Source organism: Oceanobacillus sp. CF4.6, assembly GCF_051262635.1.
Classification (GTDB): Bacteria; Bacillota; Bacilli; order Bacillales; family Amphibacillaceae; genus Oceanobacillus.
The window spans coordinates 219,758-237,443 of sequence record NZ_JBIMEX010000001.1; the positions used below are offsets into that span (position 1 = coordinate 219,758).

Annotated in this window: 19 protein-coding genes; 2 read left to right on the forward strand and 17 right to left on the reverse strand. The window is 36.4% G+C overall.

The genetic code is table 11. From position 1 onward, the window contains the following. Positions 1-78: 78 nt before the first annotated feature. The gene (locus ACHABU_RS01255; RefSeq protein WP_435761440.1) at positions 79-708 is read right to left on the reverse strand and encodes an NfeD family protein; all 630 of its coding nucleotides are present in this window, start codon (positions 706-708) and stop codon (positions 79-81) included. A 69-nt stretch (positions 709-777) separates the two neighbouring features. Between ACHABU_RS01255 and ACHABU_RS01260 the strand changes: the two genes are divergently transcribed. Further along, positions 778-1,104: a hypothetical protein gene (locus ACHABU_RS01260; RefSeq protein ID WP_435761442.1), complete on the forward strand. Its 327-nt coding sequence runs from the start codon at positions 778-780 to the stop codon at positions 1,102-1,104. Positions 1,105-1,162: 58 nt separating this feature from the next. Here ACHABU_RS01260 and ACHABU_RS01265 read toward each other — a convergent pair whose 3' ends face one another. After that, positions 1,163-1,561 (reverse strand): hypothetical protein, encoded by a 399-nt coding sequence (locus ACHABU_RS01265; RefSeq protein ID WP_435761444.1) that lies wholly within the window; start codon positions 1,559-1,561, stop codon positions 1,163-1,165. 148 nt (positions 1,562-1,709) lie between these two features. Between ACHABU_RS01265 and ACHABU_RS01270 the strand changes: the two genes are divergently transcribed. Continuing rightward, positions 1,710-1,994 (forward strand): DUF2624 domain-containing protein, encoded by a 285-nt coding sequence (locus ACHABU_RS01270; protein WP_435761446.1) that lies wholly within the window; start codon positions 1,710-1,712, stop codon positions 1,992-1,994. Positions 1,995-2,032: 38 nt separating this feature from the next. Here the strand turns inward: ACHABU_RS01270 and ACHABU_RS01275 are convergent, their stop codons facing one another. The 15 genes from ACHABU_RS01275 to era form a co-directional block, all read right to left on the reverse strand. Beyond that, a complete protein-coding gene (locus tag ACHABU_RS01275; protein ID WP_435761448.1) occupies positions 2,033-2,926 on the reverse strand; it encodes a deoxyribonuclease IV in 894 nt (297 codons plus the stop codon). A 39-nt stretch (positions 2,927-2,965) separates the two neighbouring features. Next, a complete protein-coding gene (locus tag ACHABU_RS01280) occupies positions 2,966-4,276 on the reverse strand; it encodes a DEAD/DEAH box helicase (RefSeq protein WP_435761450.1) in 1,311 nt (436 codons plus the stop codon). A 28-nt stretch (positions 4,277-4,304) separates the two neighbouring features. After that, positions 4,305-5,423, reverse strand: coding sequence for a Nif3-like dinuclear metal center hexameric protein (locus tag ACHABU_RS01285; protein WP_435761452.1), 1,119 nt, complete (start codon positions 5,421-5,423; stop codon positions 4,305-4,307). Continuing rightward, positions 5,401-6,129 (reverse strand): tRNA (adenine(22)-N(1))-methyltransferase, encoded by a 729-nt coding sequence (locus ACHABU_RS01290; protein WP_435761454.1) that lies wholly within the window; start codon positions 6,127-6,129, stop codon positions 5,401-5,403. Before ACHABU_RS01290 ends, ACHABU_RS01285 begins: the two co-directional genes overlap by 23 nt. Positions 6,130-6,322: 193 nt before the next feature. Continuing rightward, positions 6,323-6,703, reverse strand: a complete 381-nt coding sequence (gene cccA, locus ACHABU_RS01295; RefSeq protein WP_435761456.1) for a cytochrome c550 — start codon at positions 6,701-6,703, stop codon at positions 6,323-6,325. An 83-nt stretch (positions 6,704-6,786) separates the two neighbouring features. Then, positions 6,787-7,344 (reverse strand): hypothetical protein, encoded by a 558-nt coding sequence (locus tag ACHABU_RS01300; RefSeq protein WP_435761458.1) that lies wholly within the window; start codon positions 7,342-7,344, stop codon positions 6,787-6,789. A 105-nt stretch (positions 7,345-7,449) separates the two neighbouring features. Beyond that, entirely contained in the window at positions 7,450-8,565 is a 1,116-nt protein-coding gene (rpoD, locus tag ACHABU_RS01305; RefSeq protein WP_435761460.1) for an RNA polymerase sigma factor RpoD, read from the reverse strand. Positions 8,566-8,584: 19 nt separating this feature from the next. Beyond that, positions 8,585-10,405 carry a DNA primase gene (gene dnaG, locus ACHABU_RS01310; RefSeq protein WP_435761462.1) on the reverse strand — a complete coding sequence of 607 codons (1,821 nt, stop codon included), beginning with the start codon at positions 10,403-10,405 and terminating at the stop codon, positions 8,585-8,587. 458 nt (positions 10,406-10,863) lie between these two features. Next, positions 10,864-11,676 carry a pyruvate, water dikinase regulatory protein gene (locus ACHABU_RS01315; protein ID WP_435761464.1) on the reverse strand — a complete coding sequence of 271 codons (813 nt, stop codon included), beginning with the start codon at positions 11,674-11,676 and terminating at the stop codon, positions 10,864-10,866. Between the two features lie 28 nt (positions 11,677-11,704). Then, positions 11,705-12,334 (reverse strand): helix-turn-helix transcriptional regulator, encoded by a 630-nt coding sequence (locus ACHABU_RS01320; protein WP_435761466.1) that lies wholly within the window; start codon positions 12,332-12,334, stop codon positions 11,705-11,707. A gap of 87 nt (positions 12,335-12,421) precedes the next feature. Continuing rightward, positions 12,422-14,509 carry a glycine--tRNA ligase subunit beta gene (gene glyS, locus ACHABU_RS01325; RefSeq protein ID WP_435761468.1) on the reverse strand — a complete coding sequence of 696 codons (2,088 nt, stop codon included), beginning with the start codon at positions 14,507-14,509 and terminating at the stop codon, positions 12,422-12,424. Continuing rightward, a complete protein-coding gene (glyQ, locus tag ACHABU_RS01330; protein ID WP_435761470.1) occupies positions 14,510-15,388 on the reverse strand; it encodes a glycine--tRNA ligase subunit alpha in 879 nt (292 codons plus the stop codon). Between the two features lie 305 nt (positions 15,389-15,693). Then, positions 15,694-16,437: a DNA repair protein RecO gene (gene recO, locus ACHABU_RS01335; RefSeq protein WP_435761472.1), complete on the reverse strand. Its 744-nt coding sequence runs from the start codon at positions 16,435-16,437 to the stop codon at positions 15,694-15,696. A gap of 45 nt (positions 16,438-16,482) precedes the next feature. After that, positions 16,483-16,629 (reverse strand): YqzL family protein, encoded by a 147-nt coding sequence (locus ACHABU_RS01340; RefSeq protein ID WP_435761474.1) that lies wholly within the window; start codon positions 16,627-16,629, stop codon positions 16,483-16,485. Positions 16,630-16,726: 97 nt separating this feature from the next. Then, positions 16,727-17,635 carry a GTPase Era gene (gene era, locus ACHABU_RS01345; RefSeq protein ID WP_435761476.1) on the reverse strand — a complete coding sequence of 303 codons (909 nt, stop codon included), beginning with the start codon at positions 17,633-17,635 and terminating at the stop codon, positions 16,727-16,729. Between the last annotated feature and the right edge of the window lie 51 nt (positions 17,636-17,686).

Here is a 17,686-nt window from a genome sequence, read left to right on the forward strand (position 1 = left end):
TTTCATTCAGCATATCCATATCAGTCAAATAAAAAAGACAATTCACTATCAAGTGAATTGTCTTTTTTTATGAACGTTTTATGAAATTTTTTCAACCAATATTTTCGTTCCATCAACTTGAACTACCTTTACTTTACTCCCCTTTTCTACCCACTGACCATCCGATACTGCACTGTAATCTTTATTGTTGATTTTTATTGTTCCAACTGGCCGAAGATCATTCAAGGTAATTCCTTCCTGACCTAATAACAATTCGTAATCCATATTCATGGAGTTATATCCTGCCTCTTTGGTTAATTGATCTTTGAGAGCAAGCTTCGTCCACATCTCTCGCTTCTTAAAAACTTTTAAAAAGAAGAAGGATGCGCCACTACCAAGAAGAACCCCCAATACTGCATAGAGTCCGGAAGTGAAGTCGGGGGCAGCCAGTGCCACTGCAGTCAGCATACTAGCCAGACCCAAGGTGGCAAGTGTGCCATCATTAACAACTTTACCATCGATGATAATAAGTAATAATCCTACAAAATATATAATAAGCATAAGAATGAAAGATCCACTCTGCACATAGGCTGCAAAATATACCGTTATAAATCCTATACCCAGTAATCCAAAGAAGCCTCGCATGTTAACAAGAACTTCACCAATTAAAAATAACGTACCAAAAAAAGTAATGATGAAACCGATCCATTGTAATTCAAAAATATCCATTTATTTTCCTCCCCTCTTGTGTAATACGTATGAACATGTAAATGGTTTCATCCAAAAAGGAGGAAACATATGTATACTTTAAAAAGGTTTTCTTTATATCTATTCATTATATTGCTTTTAATCAGTATTTATCAAGATATAAATACCAATCCTTCTTCTACAACAGTTATTAATAAGGAAGAAAATGTCATTGTTAATAATGCGTATTCTATTGCACATGTTAAAGTTTTCCCTGGAGATACTGTCCTGTCTATTACTGAGACAATTAATCAGGATCGTTTGGCACAAATGGATCTTCAACAAATATTGAAGCATTTTGAAGAACTAAACCCGACCACAGATCCATACAAACTGCAGCCATATACCGTTTATTATTTTCCGGTGTATACTCCATAACCGTTTAGAAATACGCATAAAGAAAGAGGCTGCACTAAGTCAGCCTCTCTTTTTTAACTTAAACAAACGGTAATATAAACAAGGTGATTAAAATGGAAATTGCACCAGCAGCGATTGCTATGTTTCCTAACGTATCTGCACCTTTACTTCTCGATACAAATCCGACAATAATTCCCGCAGCGCCAAGAACAATAGGCCACATAAAGAAAGAGATAGCTGAAAGCGCGATGGCAATCCATCCATACATCATTACACCATCATCCGTTCCGATACCTTCCTCTCGCTTCTGTTCATAATCGTCTGCAGTTATCTCTGCTGCATATTCCTCATTTCTTGAACTATCGGGCTCAATACCTACAAAATCTTGATTTTTAACGGTCTCTCCGTGATTTTCTCCATGTTTTGGAGGAACCTGTACATCTTTGTTCCGCCCATTTTTGAATTCGTCCATAATCATTACCTCCTCGTATGCATTGATGAGGTGCAACTATAGTTTATGGAAAGATTCGTCTAATACTGATGTTATATTTTGGAATAAGCGAATGTGGTTACATTTTTTAAAAGCGCAGCATAGAATACTACGTATATAAAAAGGAGAATCTGATATGTCAATGTTTATTAAAGAAATGGTGAAAAATAAGTTGAAGAACATTCGTACGGAGGAATTATTGCACTACAGTAAGCAATATGGATTTAAAATATCTGAGAAACAAGCACGTCTTATAACGGAGTACTTAAGAAAAAATTCCCCGGATCCATTCGATGCAGCATCTCGTGATGTAATGTTTGTGCAACTAGCTGTGATTACCGATAAAGAAACCGCCAAACAAGCACAAAAATTATTCGATGAAATCATCCGTTCTTATGGACTACAACATTTGTTTGACTAAAAAGAGGAATAACAACTAGTTGTTATTCCTCCCTGTAACTATGCTTCCATAATTTTTTCTTTAAGGTCCTCAACAAAATTCCCGTCTTTAAGCATGTTGATTTCCAATTTATATGGGGCCTTTTTATTCTTCTTATCGGTTCCTACATATGGTGTTTCCAGTATTTTAGGTAAGTCCTGGAGTTGAGGATGATGAACGACATAATGGAGTGCTTTAAATCCAATATAACCAAAGCCAATATTCTCATGGCGGTCTTTATGTGCAGCACGTTCATTTTTACTGTCATTCACATGGATTACTTTTATTCGATCCACGCCAATAATTTTATCGAATTCATTTAAGACACCATCAAAATCATCGATAATGTCATATCCTGAGTCATGAATATGGCAAGTATCCATACAAACTGATAAATTCTCATTATGTGTAACACCATCAAAGATCCTTGCTAATTCTTCAAAGTTGCGACCAATTTCCGAACCTTTTCCAGCCATTGTTTCCAGAGCGATTTGCACGTTACTGTCTTTTACAAGTACTTCATTCAATCCTTCAATGATTTTTTTGATTCCTGTTTCAGCACCTTCTCCAACATGTGCTCCGGGATGAAGGACAATTTGTTTTGCTCCTAGTGCTTCTGTACGATCGATTTCATTCCTTAAAAAGTTCACGCCCAATTCGAATGTCTCTGGTTTAACTGAATTACCAATATTAATAATATAAGGTGCATGAACAATAATATCCGAAAGACCATTTAATCCCATATGTTCGTGACCTTCCATTATATTCAATTCTTCTATTGGTTTTCTTCTCGTATTTTGTGGTGCCCCCGTATAGATCATAAATGTATTGGCACCGTAAGAAGTGGCCTCCTCACTAGAACCAAGTAACATTTTCTTTCCACTCATGGATACATGAGATCCTAATTTTAACAATTACTACACCTCTCCCTGTACTACTTCATCATTTCATCTCTATTTATTATATTTAGATTTCTTATTCAATTGTTTTTTAATGGATTCCTGCTGTCTTTTCATTTTTTTCTTGTACCCAGGTTTAACTTTATTTGTTTTATGCACCTTTTTCCATGCTTCTTGTTCTACATTTGTGGTCTTGTTAGTACGCAATTGACGTTCATTCCATGGTTTGGCCTCTTTCCATTCCCCATTTTTAACTTCAACATAGGAAAAAGTTAAACCTTTTTGTTCAAGCTTATTAACCAAATCAAGATCTGATTCTTCATATAGACTGATGGCGGTTCCTTCCATACCAGCTCTGGCAGTTCTACCTACACGATGAATATAAAATTCTTCCTCTTTTGGAATTTGGGCATTGATTACATGGCTGACACCCTTAATATCGATTCCCCGTGCTGCCAAATCAGTAGCTACTACATATTGATAGCGAAGACTAAGAATCTCTTTAAGGACACGTTTACGCTCTCTAGGGGTAAGACCACCATGAATTAAACCTGCATCCAATCCGCGATCTTGGAGAGATGCTGCTAGTTCATTTGCTTGTTTTTTACCATTTGTAAAAATAATGGCCAAGTAAGGTTGAATTACTTTTGAGATATCCATGATAATATCTGCTTCACTTCGATGTTTACGTGCAATTAATCGATGCTCCATCGTTTCGGGAGAAAAATGCTCTTCAATTTGTACATACAAAGGGTTTTCCAAGTATTTCTTAAAGAAATGTTGCAGTCGTTGCGGAATGGTAGCTGAAAATACCATTAATTGAATATCTTTTTTAGATCTGACTAGTAGTTGATCTACTTCATTAATAAAGCCAAGATCTAACATCAAGTCTGCTTCATCAATTACAAAAGAAGAAGCGGAATAAATAGATAAGGCATTATCTTTAACTAAATCAAGAATTCTTCCTGGCGTACCAACAATTATATGTGGAGGTGTTTTTAATTTGTCTGCCATTTTCTGTTTATCTGTCCCACCAACGAGAAGTTTAGCTATCCATTTACCATCTTTTTCTGCATAGTGAATCATTTTCCTGACTTCCTCATGGATCTGTGTTGCCAATTCTCTTGTTGGGGCAGTTATGACAAATTGTACTTCCTGTCTTTTGGTGTCTATTTGGTTAAACAACGGTAATAGATAGGCATGTGTCTTACCTGAACCTGTACGGGATTGTCCGATCACACTCTGACCTTTTAATATAGCCGGAATAACTTTTTCCTGTATTTCTGTTGGTTGTTTAAAACCCAGACTGCCAATGATGTCTTGTAGTATGGGATGAAAAGCGAAATGATTAAAATTATTTTTCATATAGGGAATACTCCTTTTGTTTTTTCGATTACATAAATGTAAATGGCTCTGTATTCGTAGTGGATATTAATATTTCAACTTTGTTCTGTTTTAGCTTCTGTTCTAAATACTCTTTGGTTGCCTTCTTCATCACTTTCTCAATATAATGCCCAGGATCGATAACGGAAAGTCCTATCTGTTCTGCTTCCTGGGCAATATGGAATGACATATCCCCTGTAATATAGACATCTGCACCTTTCCGATTGGCAGTATGGATATATTTTTCGCCACTTCCACCTAGTACTGCGATGCTCTTTACTTTCTTATTGAGATTACCCGTCACGCGAAGTGCAGGAACGTCCAAAACCTCTTTCACATGTACACACAATGACTTGAGATCCATTGGTTTATTCAGTGTTCCAATTCGACCAATTCCATATTGTTTTCCTTCATTTTCAAGTGGATAGATATCGTAGGCGACTTCTTCATAAGGATGGGCATCAATTAAATGATTAATAACGTTCTGAAGATTGGACTGTTGAACGATTGTTTCCAGTTTAACTTCATTCACTATTTCGATTTCATTTTCGGCTCCAATAAATGGATTTGTTCCTTCAAGGGGTTTGAAAGTTCCTTGGCCTTTAGATTGAAATGTACAGTGACTGTAATTTCCGATATGTCCAGCACCACTATCACTTAGGGATACACTTACATCTTTTACATGCGACTCAGGGACATAGACTGCAATTTTATATAATTTTTCATTGCTTGTCTCCAATAGAATTTCCCTTTGATCGATTCCTAATAAATCACAAAGCATATCATTCACACCACCATCTGCAGCATCCAGATTGGTATGTGCTGCATAAACTGTAATTCCATTGTTTATCAGTTTTTGGATAATTTTACCCTGAGCAGTTTCTATATTAACTTGTTTCATCGGTTTAAACAATAAAGGATGATGTGCGATGATTAAATGAACATCATTTTCAACCGCTTCATCGACTACGGATTCCGTAACATCGAGTGTAACCAATATTTTTTTCACTGGTTTATGGTAAGAACCTATTTGCAGTCCGACGTTATCCCACTCATATGCCAAACTTTTAGGAGCCCAATTCTCCATGATACGAAAAATATCTGAGTTATTTAGGACTTTGCTTTTCATCCTTTAATACCTCCTCCATCCAAGCTATTTCTCTTTCAAAAAGTTTAATTCTAGAAGAATCTGGTGTACTTGCATTTCTCATTTGCGCAATGACTTTGGTTAACTTCTGATGTTCAAGTGTCCATTTTTCCTTAAATACTGCTGACTTGTTTCTTAATAACAACGGACCAAACAATAATTCCTTTTCCATAAATTCTTTGGAATATGGGTTGCTATCAGACACTTTATCTGCAACAAGAACTTCATATATATGGTCGTTTTCATCCAATATAGCCTCATGCGTCAATATATAATCATTTTCATAAAACCATCTTCTAACATTTCTAGCATCTACATTCGGTTGTGCAATAATTCGCTCTACCCTAGATAATTTAGATTTACCTTTTTCCAAAATAGTTTTAATTAAAGAGCCTCCCATACCTGCAATGATAATTTGGCTGACTTCTTCTTGCTGCAATACTTCCAATCCATCACCGAGCCTGACATCAACTTGCTCATTAAGATTATAGGTACGAATCGTAGCTTTCGCACTATCGAAAGGACCTTCGTTAATTTCACCAGCAATTGCTTTTGCTGTTGGGTCAGAGAGACAAACATAACATGGTAAATAGGCATGATCCGAACCTATATCTGCAAAATAAGCTCCATTCGGTAGGAACGAGGCTGCTGTTAATAATCGGTTTGAAAGTTTTAGATTGTTATTCATCATGTTCTCCTTTTAGAAAACTTGGCATTCGCCAAGTCACGGACGAAAGCCTTAATTGTTTATATAATCCGTTATGATAATAGACGGTGGTTGCGCAGAGCGGAGGCATGTTGGCTTCCTATCTGCTAAAAAAGAAAAGCTTTCTGTTTTTGGCAGAAAGCTTAATCTTTTGTTCACCTATTACTTATTAAGATTATTGTTTTTCACTAAGCCATTCTGAAAGGGCTGAAAGTTCTTCTCCAGCAACCTGTGATTGTGCTGGCATAGCTCCAACACCATTTTGAATAATTTCTGCAATTTCATCTGCTGAATATTTGGAACCAACTGCAGTTAAGTCAGGACCGGCTCCACCGGATAGGTCTGCGCCATGACAAGCAGAACAATTAGCCTGATATACTGCATCTGCATCTCCACCAGCTGTTTCACCTTCTTGTGTTTCTTCTGATTGCTCGCCGCCTTCTTCAGCTTGTTGAATATCTGCTCGCTGATTCAATCCGACAACGGAAATAATTACTACTGTTAGTACCCCTAAAATCGCAATAATTGCGTATGGCACAACTGGGTTTTTTCTCATTATGTTTCCTCCTTATGTATCCCCATTATAAATCTATAAAAGACTATATATAGTTTACTTGAATTTTGATAATTTTTAAAGGATTAAGCTGCGAAATTTTTAAAAACAATATAACCGATTGCGAATACAATCAACAAAATACTGACAATCCGTAATATTTTAATTTCCTTAGCAATACTTATGAACAGCCATAGTGTAAAATTTACCAGAATGATAACTAAATTAATGATGCTATTTGATGCTAAAAAATTGCTGACTGATAAAGTTAGTAAGAGCACCAGTAATAATGCCACAAATAAAGGAAATTGAACATATTCATTTCCATTGCCGTGAAAGTATACATAAAGCCCAATAGCGTATATACAAAAAAGAGTTAATATACTAATTTGCAAAATCGGAAGAAATTCAGTAAAATAAACTACAAGAAATGAAACCGGTATCATGGAGAGCAATAAAATAAAGTGGATGATGATGTATGGAGTCCACTGACTCCGTATATCATCATCGTCAGCTTTATCTGATAATTCCTGCCCATTCGTATAGAGTGCCAATAAATAATCACAATATCTTTCAGGAAGCAGTCGATGTTCTTTCCAGTACTTAATTTCTTTAACAATAATAGCGGTTCGTTCATCCGCCATGTTCTTTCACCCCAATGTAGGATGCTTTATTTTGATTTTGCTGCTCTAAAAAACAGGTATAGGGAAAGTCATTATTCACACAGCACGTGAACAATGACTACCTAGTCAGTCTAAAAAGTCTTTCAGACGTTTGCTTCGGCTTGGATGTCTAAGTTTACGAAGTGCCTTTGCTTCAATTTGACGGATACGTTCTCTCGTAACCCCAAAAACTTTACCGACTTCTTCAAGCGTTCTTGTACGTCCATCATCTAAACCAAAACGAAGACGTAATACATTTTCTTCCCGATCTGTGAGAGTGTCCAATACATCTTCGAGCTGTTCTTTCAGTAATTCATATGCTGCATGGTCAGATGGTGAAACAGCTTCCTGATCTTCGATAAAATCTCCGAGATGGGAATCATCTTCTTCCCCAATTGGAGTTTCGAGTGATACCGGTTCCTGTGCTATTTTTAAGATATCCCGTACTTTCTCAGGACTAAGTTCCATCTCCTCACCGATTTCTTCCGGTGATGGTTCCCGACCTAAATCCTGTAGTAAGGATCGTTGAACACGAATGAGTTTATTGATGGTTTCCACCATATGCACAGGTATTCGGATCGTTCTTGCCTGATCAGCAATTGCGCGTGTAATTGCCTGTCTAATCCACCATGTTGCATACGTACTGAATTTAAAGCCTTTACGGTAGTCAAACTTTTCTACAGCCTTAATCAGCCCCATATTACCTTCTTGAATCAAGTCGAGGAAAAGCATGCCACGGCCAACATACCGTTTAGCAATACTTACAACAAGACGTAAATTAGCTTCCGCCAAGCGGCGTTTAGCTTCTTCATCGCCATCTTCAATGCGGGAAGCCAGTTCGATTTCCTCAGCTGCTGATAATAAATTAACTCGCCCTATTTCTTTTAAGTACATGCGGACAGGGTCATTTATTTTAATACCTAGTGGCACACTTAAATCACTTAGGTTAAATTCTTCTTCTTTTGCAATCTTTTGCATATTGGGGTCATCTTCTGACTCACCTATCACATCCACACCTTGTTCTTCCAGGTGCTCATAAAATTCATCCATTTGATCGGATTCAATTTCAAAATTGGATAGACGGTCTGCCACCTCTTCATAGGCTAATGTACCACGTTTCTTACCCATTTCAACCAATTTTTCCTTTGCCTGTTCAAGTGTTAGTTCAGTATCTTTTGTTTGCGAAGGCTTATTTTCGGCCATGAGTCCCCCTCCTTCCAGTCTACTTTGAAATATTTTTTAAATGTTTTTGAATCTCAATGATCTGCATAGCAATTTGTGCTGCTTTTAGCGGATCATTTTGCTGTTCAGCTAGTTTTTGCTGTTCTTTTAGTGATTTTATATTCAACGAATCATTTGATTCATTTAAGATAATTCGGATATAATCATTAATTTCCCTGTCACTGATTTCATTCAGTTCCGGCATCATTGCTACCTCAACCACTTGTTGTTTTAATCGATCATCATTCAACCTTTCAATAAATAAACTTATATCTGGTGAATGACCTTCCTCATAAAATGCGTATAAGTGTGTAGCAATAATTTTATGATCATCCACATTAAATCCAGCACCTAATTCGTCTTTAACCTTATCTGTAATGTACGAATCCTGAAGCATATAGGAGATAAGTTTCTTCTCTGCATTATAAAAAGCTGGAAGCAACTTTTTATTGCGCTGTGAGATTGTAGTCTTATTAGTATATCTGTTCTTTTGCTGATTATCCTTAGGGATTCCCTGTTTTTGCCTATATCCATGCATTTCAGAGGTTAAAGATTCGATAGAGATGTTGTACTCATTGCTAATCTCTTTCAAATAATATTCCCTTTCGATGGAACTCTCAATCATCGCAAGTTCTTTCAATACATTCTCAATATATTTTATCCGGTCTCCTTCAATCTTCAGGTTGAAATCCATTTTAAGGTATCGCATATAAAAGCCCATATAGGTATCACTTGCTTTTATAACCTTGTTTTTGAACGCATCTGAACCATGCTGTTGAATAAAACTGTCAGGATCCATATCATTATCAAGTTTCGCCACTTTTATTGAGCAACCCGTTTTCCGTAATAAGTTTGCAGCTTTATATGTCGCTTCAAGTCCTGCATGATCCCCGTCGTAGCATATAATCACAGTTTCTACGTAACGATTTAAAAGTTTCGCTTGTGGTTCTGTTAAGGAAGTACCAAGTGTTGCCACTACATTTTTTACATCTGCCTGATAAGCGGAGATAACGTCCATGTATCCCTCAAATAATACGACTTCATTCTCTTTACGTATATGTTTTTTAGCTAAATCAAAGTTGTACAACAGCTTACCCTTTTGAAATAACTCACTCTCCGGACTATTTAAATATTTTGGTTCCTGTTCATTAATCGAACGTCCGCCAAATGCAACTGTTTTTCCTATATGATTTCTAATAGGGAACATGATTCTTCCCCTGAAACGATCTGTTACATCATTATCATTTAATTGGGATAAGATTCCTGCTTTAACCAGTAGCTGTTGCTGAAACCCTTTTTTGGTGAGAAATTCTGCGACAAAATCTTTTACATTTGGTGCAAATCCTAATTGAAAAGTTTCTATCGCTTCATCGCCAATACCTCTATCTTTCATGTATTGGTACCCTTCTTTTCCATCTTTTGTATATCTCAGAAGGTGATGATAAAGTTTAGTTAACCAATCATGGGCAGAAAGAACACTTTGGCTTTCCTGGGACATCGATGATTCCTTTTTTATACCAGAATCAGGAAGTGTCGTACCACTTTTGTCTGCAAGAAATTTTATTGCCTCATAGAAAGAAAAATTTTCCATTTCCATCATGAAGGTTATAACGTTCCCCCCTTTACCACATCCAAAGCAATGAAATATTTGCTTTTCCTGTGTTACAGAGAAAGAAGGGGTTTTTTCACCATGGAATGGACAAAGACCAAAATAGTTTCTGCCCTGTTTTTTTAACTGAACATACTCACCAATAATATCCACAATATTATTGGACTTTCTTATTTCTTCGATAACCTCTTCAGGTATTTGATTATTGGCCATATAATAACCACCATACTATACTAATATTCGTGACTAATTTGAAAAATCCTTCACGTTTCGACAAATTTTTCTCAAATCCCGAAAAAAATCACCCTCTGTACGTTCAGTCATTCTAAGAAGGCTATTGTTACTCCATATTTAGTTACCATTGTACCTCCAGCTGGTGAATTATAAACAAATGAATAAAGAAAGAAGGCATTTAATTGTTGCTATATGGTTTAATTCTACATAAACATGCAAGAATCCTTCTTTATTATGAATGTTTTATTTTTCAGAATAGCCACATATCCTATTTTTTACACATATATGAGGACACAAAAATTTATTATAATACATTTCTTATAATATTTCTAATTAAAGGCCTTGTTTTTCTGCAAAAGAAAACATTCTGCCCATATCAGTGCAGAACGTTTTTAATAATAAGCTTATTAAAGGATATGTTCACTTAGAATAAATTATTATATTTCTTTCTTTTGCATCATTCGCATAATCAGATTCGCGGTCTCTTCAACTGCTTTATTGGAAACATCAATGACCTCACAACCAATTCTATCTATAACCTTATTGAAATAATCAAGTTCCTGGTGAATCCTTTCCATGTTAGCATATGTTGCCTGGTCTCCAAGCCCAAGTGCTTTCAGTCTTTCTTTGCGGATACCATTTAATTTATCAGCCGTAATTCTTAACCCGATGCATTTAGAAGGGTCAACAACCATAAGTTCTTCCGGTGGCTCAACTTCGGGAACAATTGGTACATTGGCTACCTTAATTCGCTTATGTGCTAAGTATTGTGATAAAGGCGTTTTGGAAGTTCGGGAGACGCCAACTAAAATAATATCAGCCCTTGCAATACCACGTGGATCTCTTCCATCATCATATTTGACAGCAAATTCAATTGCTTCAATTTTCTTAAAATAATCCTCGTCCAATTTATGAATTAAACCAGCTTCCAGACGAGGTGTACTGTCGAAAACACGTTCCATGGCATCCATTGTTGGGCCCATGATATCTATCGCTTCTACATTCATCGTTTTTGATTGATCATTTAGGTACCTTCTCAGTTCAGGGTCAACGAGCGTGAAGCCAATCATACCTTTTTTTTCTCTCGCGATCTGAAGAAATTCGTCAATCGTTTCTTTATCTTCAACATATGGTACACGCTGAATCTTGTAATCACCATTAGTGAACTGACTTAATCCTGCTTTCACTACTAATTCGGCAGTTTCACCGACAGAGTCAGACAAGACATATACAATTGGTTGAGTATTCATTAATAAAACTCCTCTCCATCCCTAAAAGTTAAATCTGTTCGTCTGTTGTTAATTCTACCAGCAATTTTGTCATTGTTGTTTTTGTAATTCTACCCACGATTTCCAACCCTACATCCGTATCTTTAACAACCGGTAAGCCGTCGATTTGCTTTGTAATAAGTTTGTATGCAGCATCTATGAGTAAATCTTCTCTTCGGCATACTGTTATATTCGGCATTCGAGTCATTATGATATGAACGGGTACCGAACTTAAATCCTGTTGCCCAATACTTGCACGCAGTAAATCTTTTCTTGAAAGCACCCCAGTCAGACAGGATTTTTCGTCTACTACAAATAATGTCCCAACATCCTCCAGAAACATGGTTGATATGGCATCATAAACAGAGACACTTTCCTTTACCACAATGGGAACCTGCTGAAATTCATGTACCTTATATTTTCTAATTTGTTCCGTTAGTAATTCCGACCCGTTTTTCCCTGTGAAAAAATATCCGACTCGAGGTCTTGCATCCAGAAATCCTGACATTGTCAGGATAGCTAAATCCGGCCTTAGCGTAGCCCGTGTTAAATTTAATTGGTCAGCTATATGTTCACCGGTAATCGGACCGTTTCCTTTAACTATTTCGATAATCTGTTCTTGTCTTTTGGAAAGTTCCACCTTTTCACCACCAATATGTCATACTATTTTCATCAATTAATGTTAATTATATAGCAAAAGGGGAAATTATGTTACTCTAATCATTTTTTAGAATTGTTGTTTCCATTCAACCAGCCTTAAATCTGCAAATTCCTTGATTAACAGGGATATAGCCCGTATTAAAGCAAGACGATTGTTTCGAATTTGTTCATCATCTGCGATCACCATATTATTATCAAAGAACGTATGGATTGGTTCTGCCATTTTAGTTAAAGCAGCAAGAGCACTAGTTGCATCTTTATTCTGATTATAAGTGGAGAAATCATTTTTTATTTGATTATATTGATGAAACAATTCTTTCTCAGATTCTGTTACAAGGTGCTCAGGAACAATTGAATACTGTTTCTCTGCCTTATCAGATAGATTAAGAACACGGACCAAAGCCTCCTGGATCGATTTAAACGCCTCGTCGCTTCGTTTATCTGACAAAAGTTTTGCTTTGGAGATTGTATAATCAAATCTTCCAATTTCATTGTGAAGCACGGAATGAATAACATCCTGTTCCACTTTCCATTCTTTAAGCAGGAAGGAAGCGCGATGCTTGAAAAATTCATTTAGTTCTCCATCTACCTTTTCTTTGCTTTGTTGTTCAATATCTGTTTTTCGATAAATCGAAGTTACAATTTCAAGGATTTCTTCCAAAGAGATTTCCCATTTCCTGTTTTCCATGATGCGTAAGATACCAGTTGCTTGTCTGCGCAAACCATATGGGTCTTGTGAACCTGTTGGTGTTAATCCTACAGAAATGCACCCGACAATCGTATCCATTTTATCTGCAACACTTACAATGGCTCCTATAACTGTCTCCGGTAAATTTCCATTTGCTTGTTTTGGTAAATAATGTTCTCTAACCGCTTGTGCCACAATGGGATCTTCACCAAAATTAGCAGCGTATTTCTCCCCAATAACACCTTGAAGTTCCGTAAATTCGTTTACCATATTTGTCATTAAGTCGAACTTGCTTATTTCAGCAGCTCTTAATGCTTTATTCTTTTCCGTTTCACTTAATCCAATTAAATCAACAATATTTTCTGAAATCGTTGCGATTCGTTTAACTTTGTCACTGATCGTACCTAATTTTTCTTGAAACACAACTCGATTCAATTTTTCTTGGTAAAACGCAATCGATTGTTTCTGATCTTCTTCAAAGAAAAATTCTCCATCAGATAACCTTGCACGCAACACCTTTTCATTACCTCTTGCCACCGTTTCAAGCTTATGATCATTCCCATTTCTGACTCCTATAAAGTATGGCAGTAATTGATCTTTATTTGAAATGACCGGAAAGTAGCGTTGATGCTCTTTCATAGAAGTGATTAATACTTCTGAAGGTAATTTTAGGAACCTTTCTTCAAAGGAACCCATAAAGACAGTTGGGTATTCAACGAGATTTTTAACTTCCGCCAGTAAATCGGCATCCACAGGGATTTGGAAGTTATGTTTTTCTTCCAGTTCTTTGATCCCTTTTAATATTAAATCTTCACGTTCTTTGGAATTAACAACAACATAATTTGCAGCCATCGAAGATTCATAATCGGAAGGTAACTCTAAAGTGATTTCGCCTCCAAGAAAACGATGGCCATGTGTCTTATTACCTGTATGAACACGTGTTATTTCAAATGGAATGATTTCATTACCGTACAATGCTACAAGCCAACGAATTGGGCGTGCGTAGCGAAAAGTTTCTGATGCCCAGCGCATGTTTTTGCCAAATTGAATGGACTCTATAATATTTTTAAAATCTGGTAACAGTTGTAGTACAGGTTTACCCTCGATATGTTTCTTCACAAAGATATACTTCGTTCCTTTTACTTCTTTTGTAAATAAATCTTCTGTTGTCTTACCCTGACCTCTACTGAAACCAATAGCTGCTTTTGACCACTCACCATTTTCATCGTTGGCGATTTTAACCGCTGGACCTTTGGCTTCTTCTTCGATTGTCGTTTGGAATTCAGCCATATCTTTAATCAAAACGGCCAACCGTCTTGGTGTTGAAAATGATTTAATCGAATCATATGAAATTCTTAGGTCCTTCAACCAAGCAGTCGTTTTGTTTAATAGCTGATTTTCTGCATCATCAATAAATCTTGCAGGCAGCTCCTCCAGTCCAATTTCAAATAAAACATCTGTAGCCATTTATTTTTCCTCCTTTTGAAGCATTGGAAAACCTAGTTTCTCTCTTTCAGCAACGTAAGTCTTGGCAATACTTCTTGCCAAGTTCCGGATACGTGAAATATATCCTGTTCGTTCAGTCACTGAAATAACGCCTTTTGCATCAAGCAGATTGAATGTGTGTGAACATTTAAGTACATAGTCATAGGCGGGAAAAACAAGGCCTTTTTCCATTGTAGCTCTAGCTTCCTCTTCATACATGGAAAACAATTGGAAAAGCATGTCTGTATTCGATTCCTCAAATGTATATTTGGAATGTTCAAATTCAGGCTGATAAAATATATCTCTAACGGTAACTCCATTATTCCATTCCAGGTCAAATACGTTTTCTTTATCCTGAATATAAGAAGCAAGACGTTCAATACCATACGTGATTTCAACCGTCACTGGGCTCGCTTCTAATCCACCAATTTGCTGAAAGTAGGTAAATTGTGTAATTTCCATTCCATCCAACCAAACTTCCCAACCAAGACCCGCAGCACCAAGCGTAGGATTTTCCCAGTTATCTTCCACAAAACGAATATCATGTGAAAGCGGATCAATTCCTAATTTTTCTAAAGACTCCAAATATAGTTCCTGTATATTGTCAGGAGATGGTTTCATAATTACCTGGAACTGATGATGTTGATATAGACGATTTGGATTCTTGCCATAACGCCCATCAGCAGGTCTTCTGGAAGGTTCTACGTATGCAACATTCCAAGGCTCTGGTCCAAGACTCCGAAGTAATGTCATTGGTGACATCGTACCTGCTCCTTTTTCCGTATCATATGCCTGCATAAGTATACAATTTTCTTCAGACCAGTGTTTTTGAAGTGTTAAAATCATTTCCTGGATATTCATAAAATGCTCTCCTTCATAACTATTTTTTTAACAAAAATAAAAACCGTCCCTATGTCTATCTACAGATAGACATAGGGACGGTTTTTTACCGCGGTTCCACCCTACTTGCTCTCTTACAGAGCCACTTTATTACCGACTGCTCCCTGAGTTCCTTTCCCAGCATTCCACATATCCGGCTTCCACTATCCCAGACTCGCTTTAAATAGAAGTTTTACTGGTACTTTTCTCGATCCACACAGCTTATTATTTATTATTGAAATATGTAAAAAATGATACTGTATCAATTACATTCTGTCAATATAAAGCTATCTCAATTTATCCAGTTGGTCTAAAAACTTCCTTGATTTTAAATAAAAACCACCATATTGATCGTAATACGTATTCAATACTTGCCTGAGCAATTTTTTATTTTCAGGTTTGACAGATATGGAGCCAACACGTTCCAGTCCGACTGATGCAAAAACATGCAGCAATTTAGCCAATGAATTTGTTAATGAAATTGCCATTTCATCCAAATATCTGCATTTTGTACAAAGCATGCCACCTTCAGAGATTGAAAACGCAAATGGAACGTTCGAATTACCGCAATTGGTGCAACAATCTAGGGTTGGGGCAAATCCACCCTTTTCAAATAATTTCAGCTCATACATAATAATTGGAATATCCGCATCTTCATTTTTGGAAATCCACGTCATTGTTTGCTCGAATTGATCGAAAAGATATGGATCTGTAATTTTGGAATCAAGCAATTTGTCTGTCAGCTCCGTAATATAGGCAGCATAGGACGTTTTTACGATATTCTCCCTCACCGCACGAAAGGAATTGAGGATTTCACCCTGCTGTAATGTACTGAGACCAGTATTTAAATATACAAAAAACTGAGCGTAAATAAATGGCTGCGTTACAGCAGCCATTCTGCTTTTTGTTTTTTTTGCACCTCTTGCAAGTGCTGTGAATTTACCGATTTTCTTACTGAATATCGTTACAATCTTATGTGTTTCACCATAATCTTGTGTTTTTATAACAATTCCATCTATTTTTTCAAGCACAGTTTCACCTTTCTTCCCCATTCGAAGATGAACGCAGATTGACTCTTATAATTTCGTATCCAGTGATGCCATATTTTCAGTTTCAGCCTGTCCATACTCTTGTTTAGGTGCTGCATTTTCCAACTCTTTCATTAATAAATAGGTTTCAATGTTTCCTGTCTGACTAAAGATTTTCCATGTTAGGTCGACCACAAGAAACCCCACCTTTCTTTAATATTGTTTGAAAATGTAACTCACTAATTAGAGTGGCTCTTTAGCTGAATTTAATTAGTATAAAAAATTACCAACTCTAATATTCATCTTTGCGGAAACCGTATTCATGCAATTGACTTTCTCTATTTCGCCAATCTTTTTTTACTTTTATCCAGAGTTCCAAATATACTTTCGAGCCAAGTAATGCCTCGATATCCTTGCGGGCATTTCTGCCAATTTTTTTCAGCATCGTACCCTGTTTACCAATTAGAATCCCTTTTTGACTACTTCTCTCTGTAACGATTATTGCTTGAATTAAAATTTTATCCTCTTCTCTTTCTTCGATGTTTTCAATAACTACTGCAATGGAGTGCGGAATTTCTTCCTTTGTCAAATGTAATACTTTTTCCCTTATCAATTCCGAGATGACAAATCGTTCTGGATGATCTGTAACCTGATCAGCAGGATAATATTGAGGGCCTTCAGGTAAATGGCCTTTTAATACATCGACTAAATGATCCACATTATTGCCTTCGAGTGCTGAAATTGGGAAAATTTCTTCAAAATCACATTTGTCTTTATACTGTTCAATTAATTGGAATACCTCTTCAGGATTGATGAGATCAATTTTATTGATGATTAAATAGACTGGACTGTTCACCTTTTGCAGCAGATCAATGATATACTGATCGCCTCTTCCATAGCCTTCTTTTGCATTAATCATAAACAAAACAACATCCACTTCATTTAACGTATTTTCAGCAATGTTCACCATAAAATCACCTAGGCGGTGCTTCGGCTTATGAATTCCCGGTGTATCGATAAAAACCATCTGTGCATCATCGGTTGTTAATACACCTTGAATTTTATTTCTAGTTGTTTGCGCTTTATCGCTCATAATGGCAATTTTTTGCCCGATAACACGATTCATAAATGTTGACTTGCCAACATTTGGCCTTCCAATAATTGTAATAAATCCTGACTTGAAATTAGTATTTGTATTCATGTTGTTTCCTCCGAGACGTTTTCTTTTATTTTTATATTACTACAAATAATG

Coding starts and splice junctions, on each gene's coding strand:
- ACHABU_RS01255 (WP_435761440.1), bottom strand. CDS start 708: ATGGATATTTTTGAATTACAATGGATCGGTTTCATCATTACTTTTTTT.
- ACHABU_RS01260 (WP_435761442.1), top strand. CDS start 778: ATGTATACTTTAAAAAGGTTTTCTTTATATCTATTCATTATATTGCTT.
- ACHABU_RS01265 (WP_435761444.1), bottom strand. CDS start 1,561: ATGATTATGGACGAATTCAAAAATGGGCGGAACAAAGATGTACAGGTT.
- ACHABU_RS01270 (WP_435761446.1), top strand. CDS start 1,710: ATGTCAATGTTTATTAAAGAAATGGTGAAAAATAAGTTGAAGAACATT.
- ACHABU_RS01280 (WP_435761450.1), bottom strand. CDS start 4,276: ATGAAAAATAATTTTAATCATTTCGCTTTTCATCCCATACTACAAGAC.
- ACHABU_RS01285 (WP_435761452.1), bottom strand. CDS start 5,423: ATGAAAAGCAAAGTCCTAAATAACTCAGATATTTTTCGTATCATGGAG.
- ACHABU_RS01290 (WP_435761454.1), bottom strand. CDS start 6,129: ATGAATAACAATCTAAAACTTTCAAACCGATTATTAACAGCAGCCTCG.
- cccA (WP_435761456.1), bottom strand. CDS start 6,703: ATGAGAAAAAACCCAGTTGTGCCATACGCAATTATTGCGATTTTAGGG.
- ACHABU_RS01300 (WP_435761458.1), bottom strand. CDS start 7,344: ATGGCGGATGAACGAACCGCTATTATTGTTAAAGAAATTAAGTACTGG.
- rpoD (WP_435761460.1), bottom strand. CDS start 8,565: ATGGCCGAAAATAAGCCTTCGCAAACAAAAGATACTGAACTAACACTT.
- dnaG (WP_435761462.1), bottom strand. CDS start 10,405: ATGGCCAATAATCAAATACCTGAAGAGGTTATCGAAGAAATAAGAAAG.
- ACHABU_RS01315 (WP_435761464.1), bottom strand. CDS start 11,676: ATGAATACTCAACCAATTGTATATGTCTTGTCTGACTCTGTCGGTGAA.
- glyS (WP_435761468.1), bottom strand. CDS start 14,509: ATGGCTACAGATGTTTTATTTGAAATTGGACTGGAGGAGCTGCCTGCA.
- glyQ (WP_435761470.1), bottom strand. CDS start 15,388: ATGAATATCCAGGAAATGATTTTAACACTTCAAAAACACTGGTCTGAA.
- era (WP_435761476.1), bottom strand. CDS start 17,635: ATGAATACAAATACTAATTTCAAGTCAGGATTTATTACAATTATTGGA.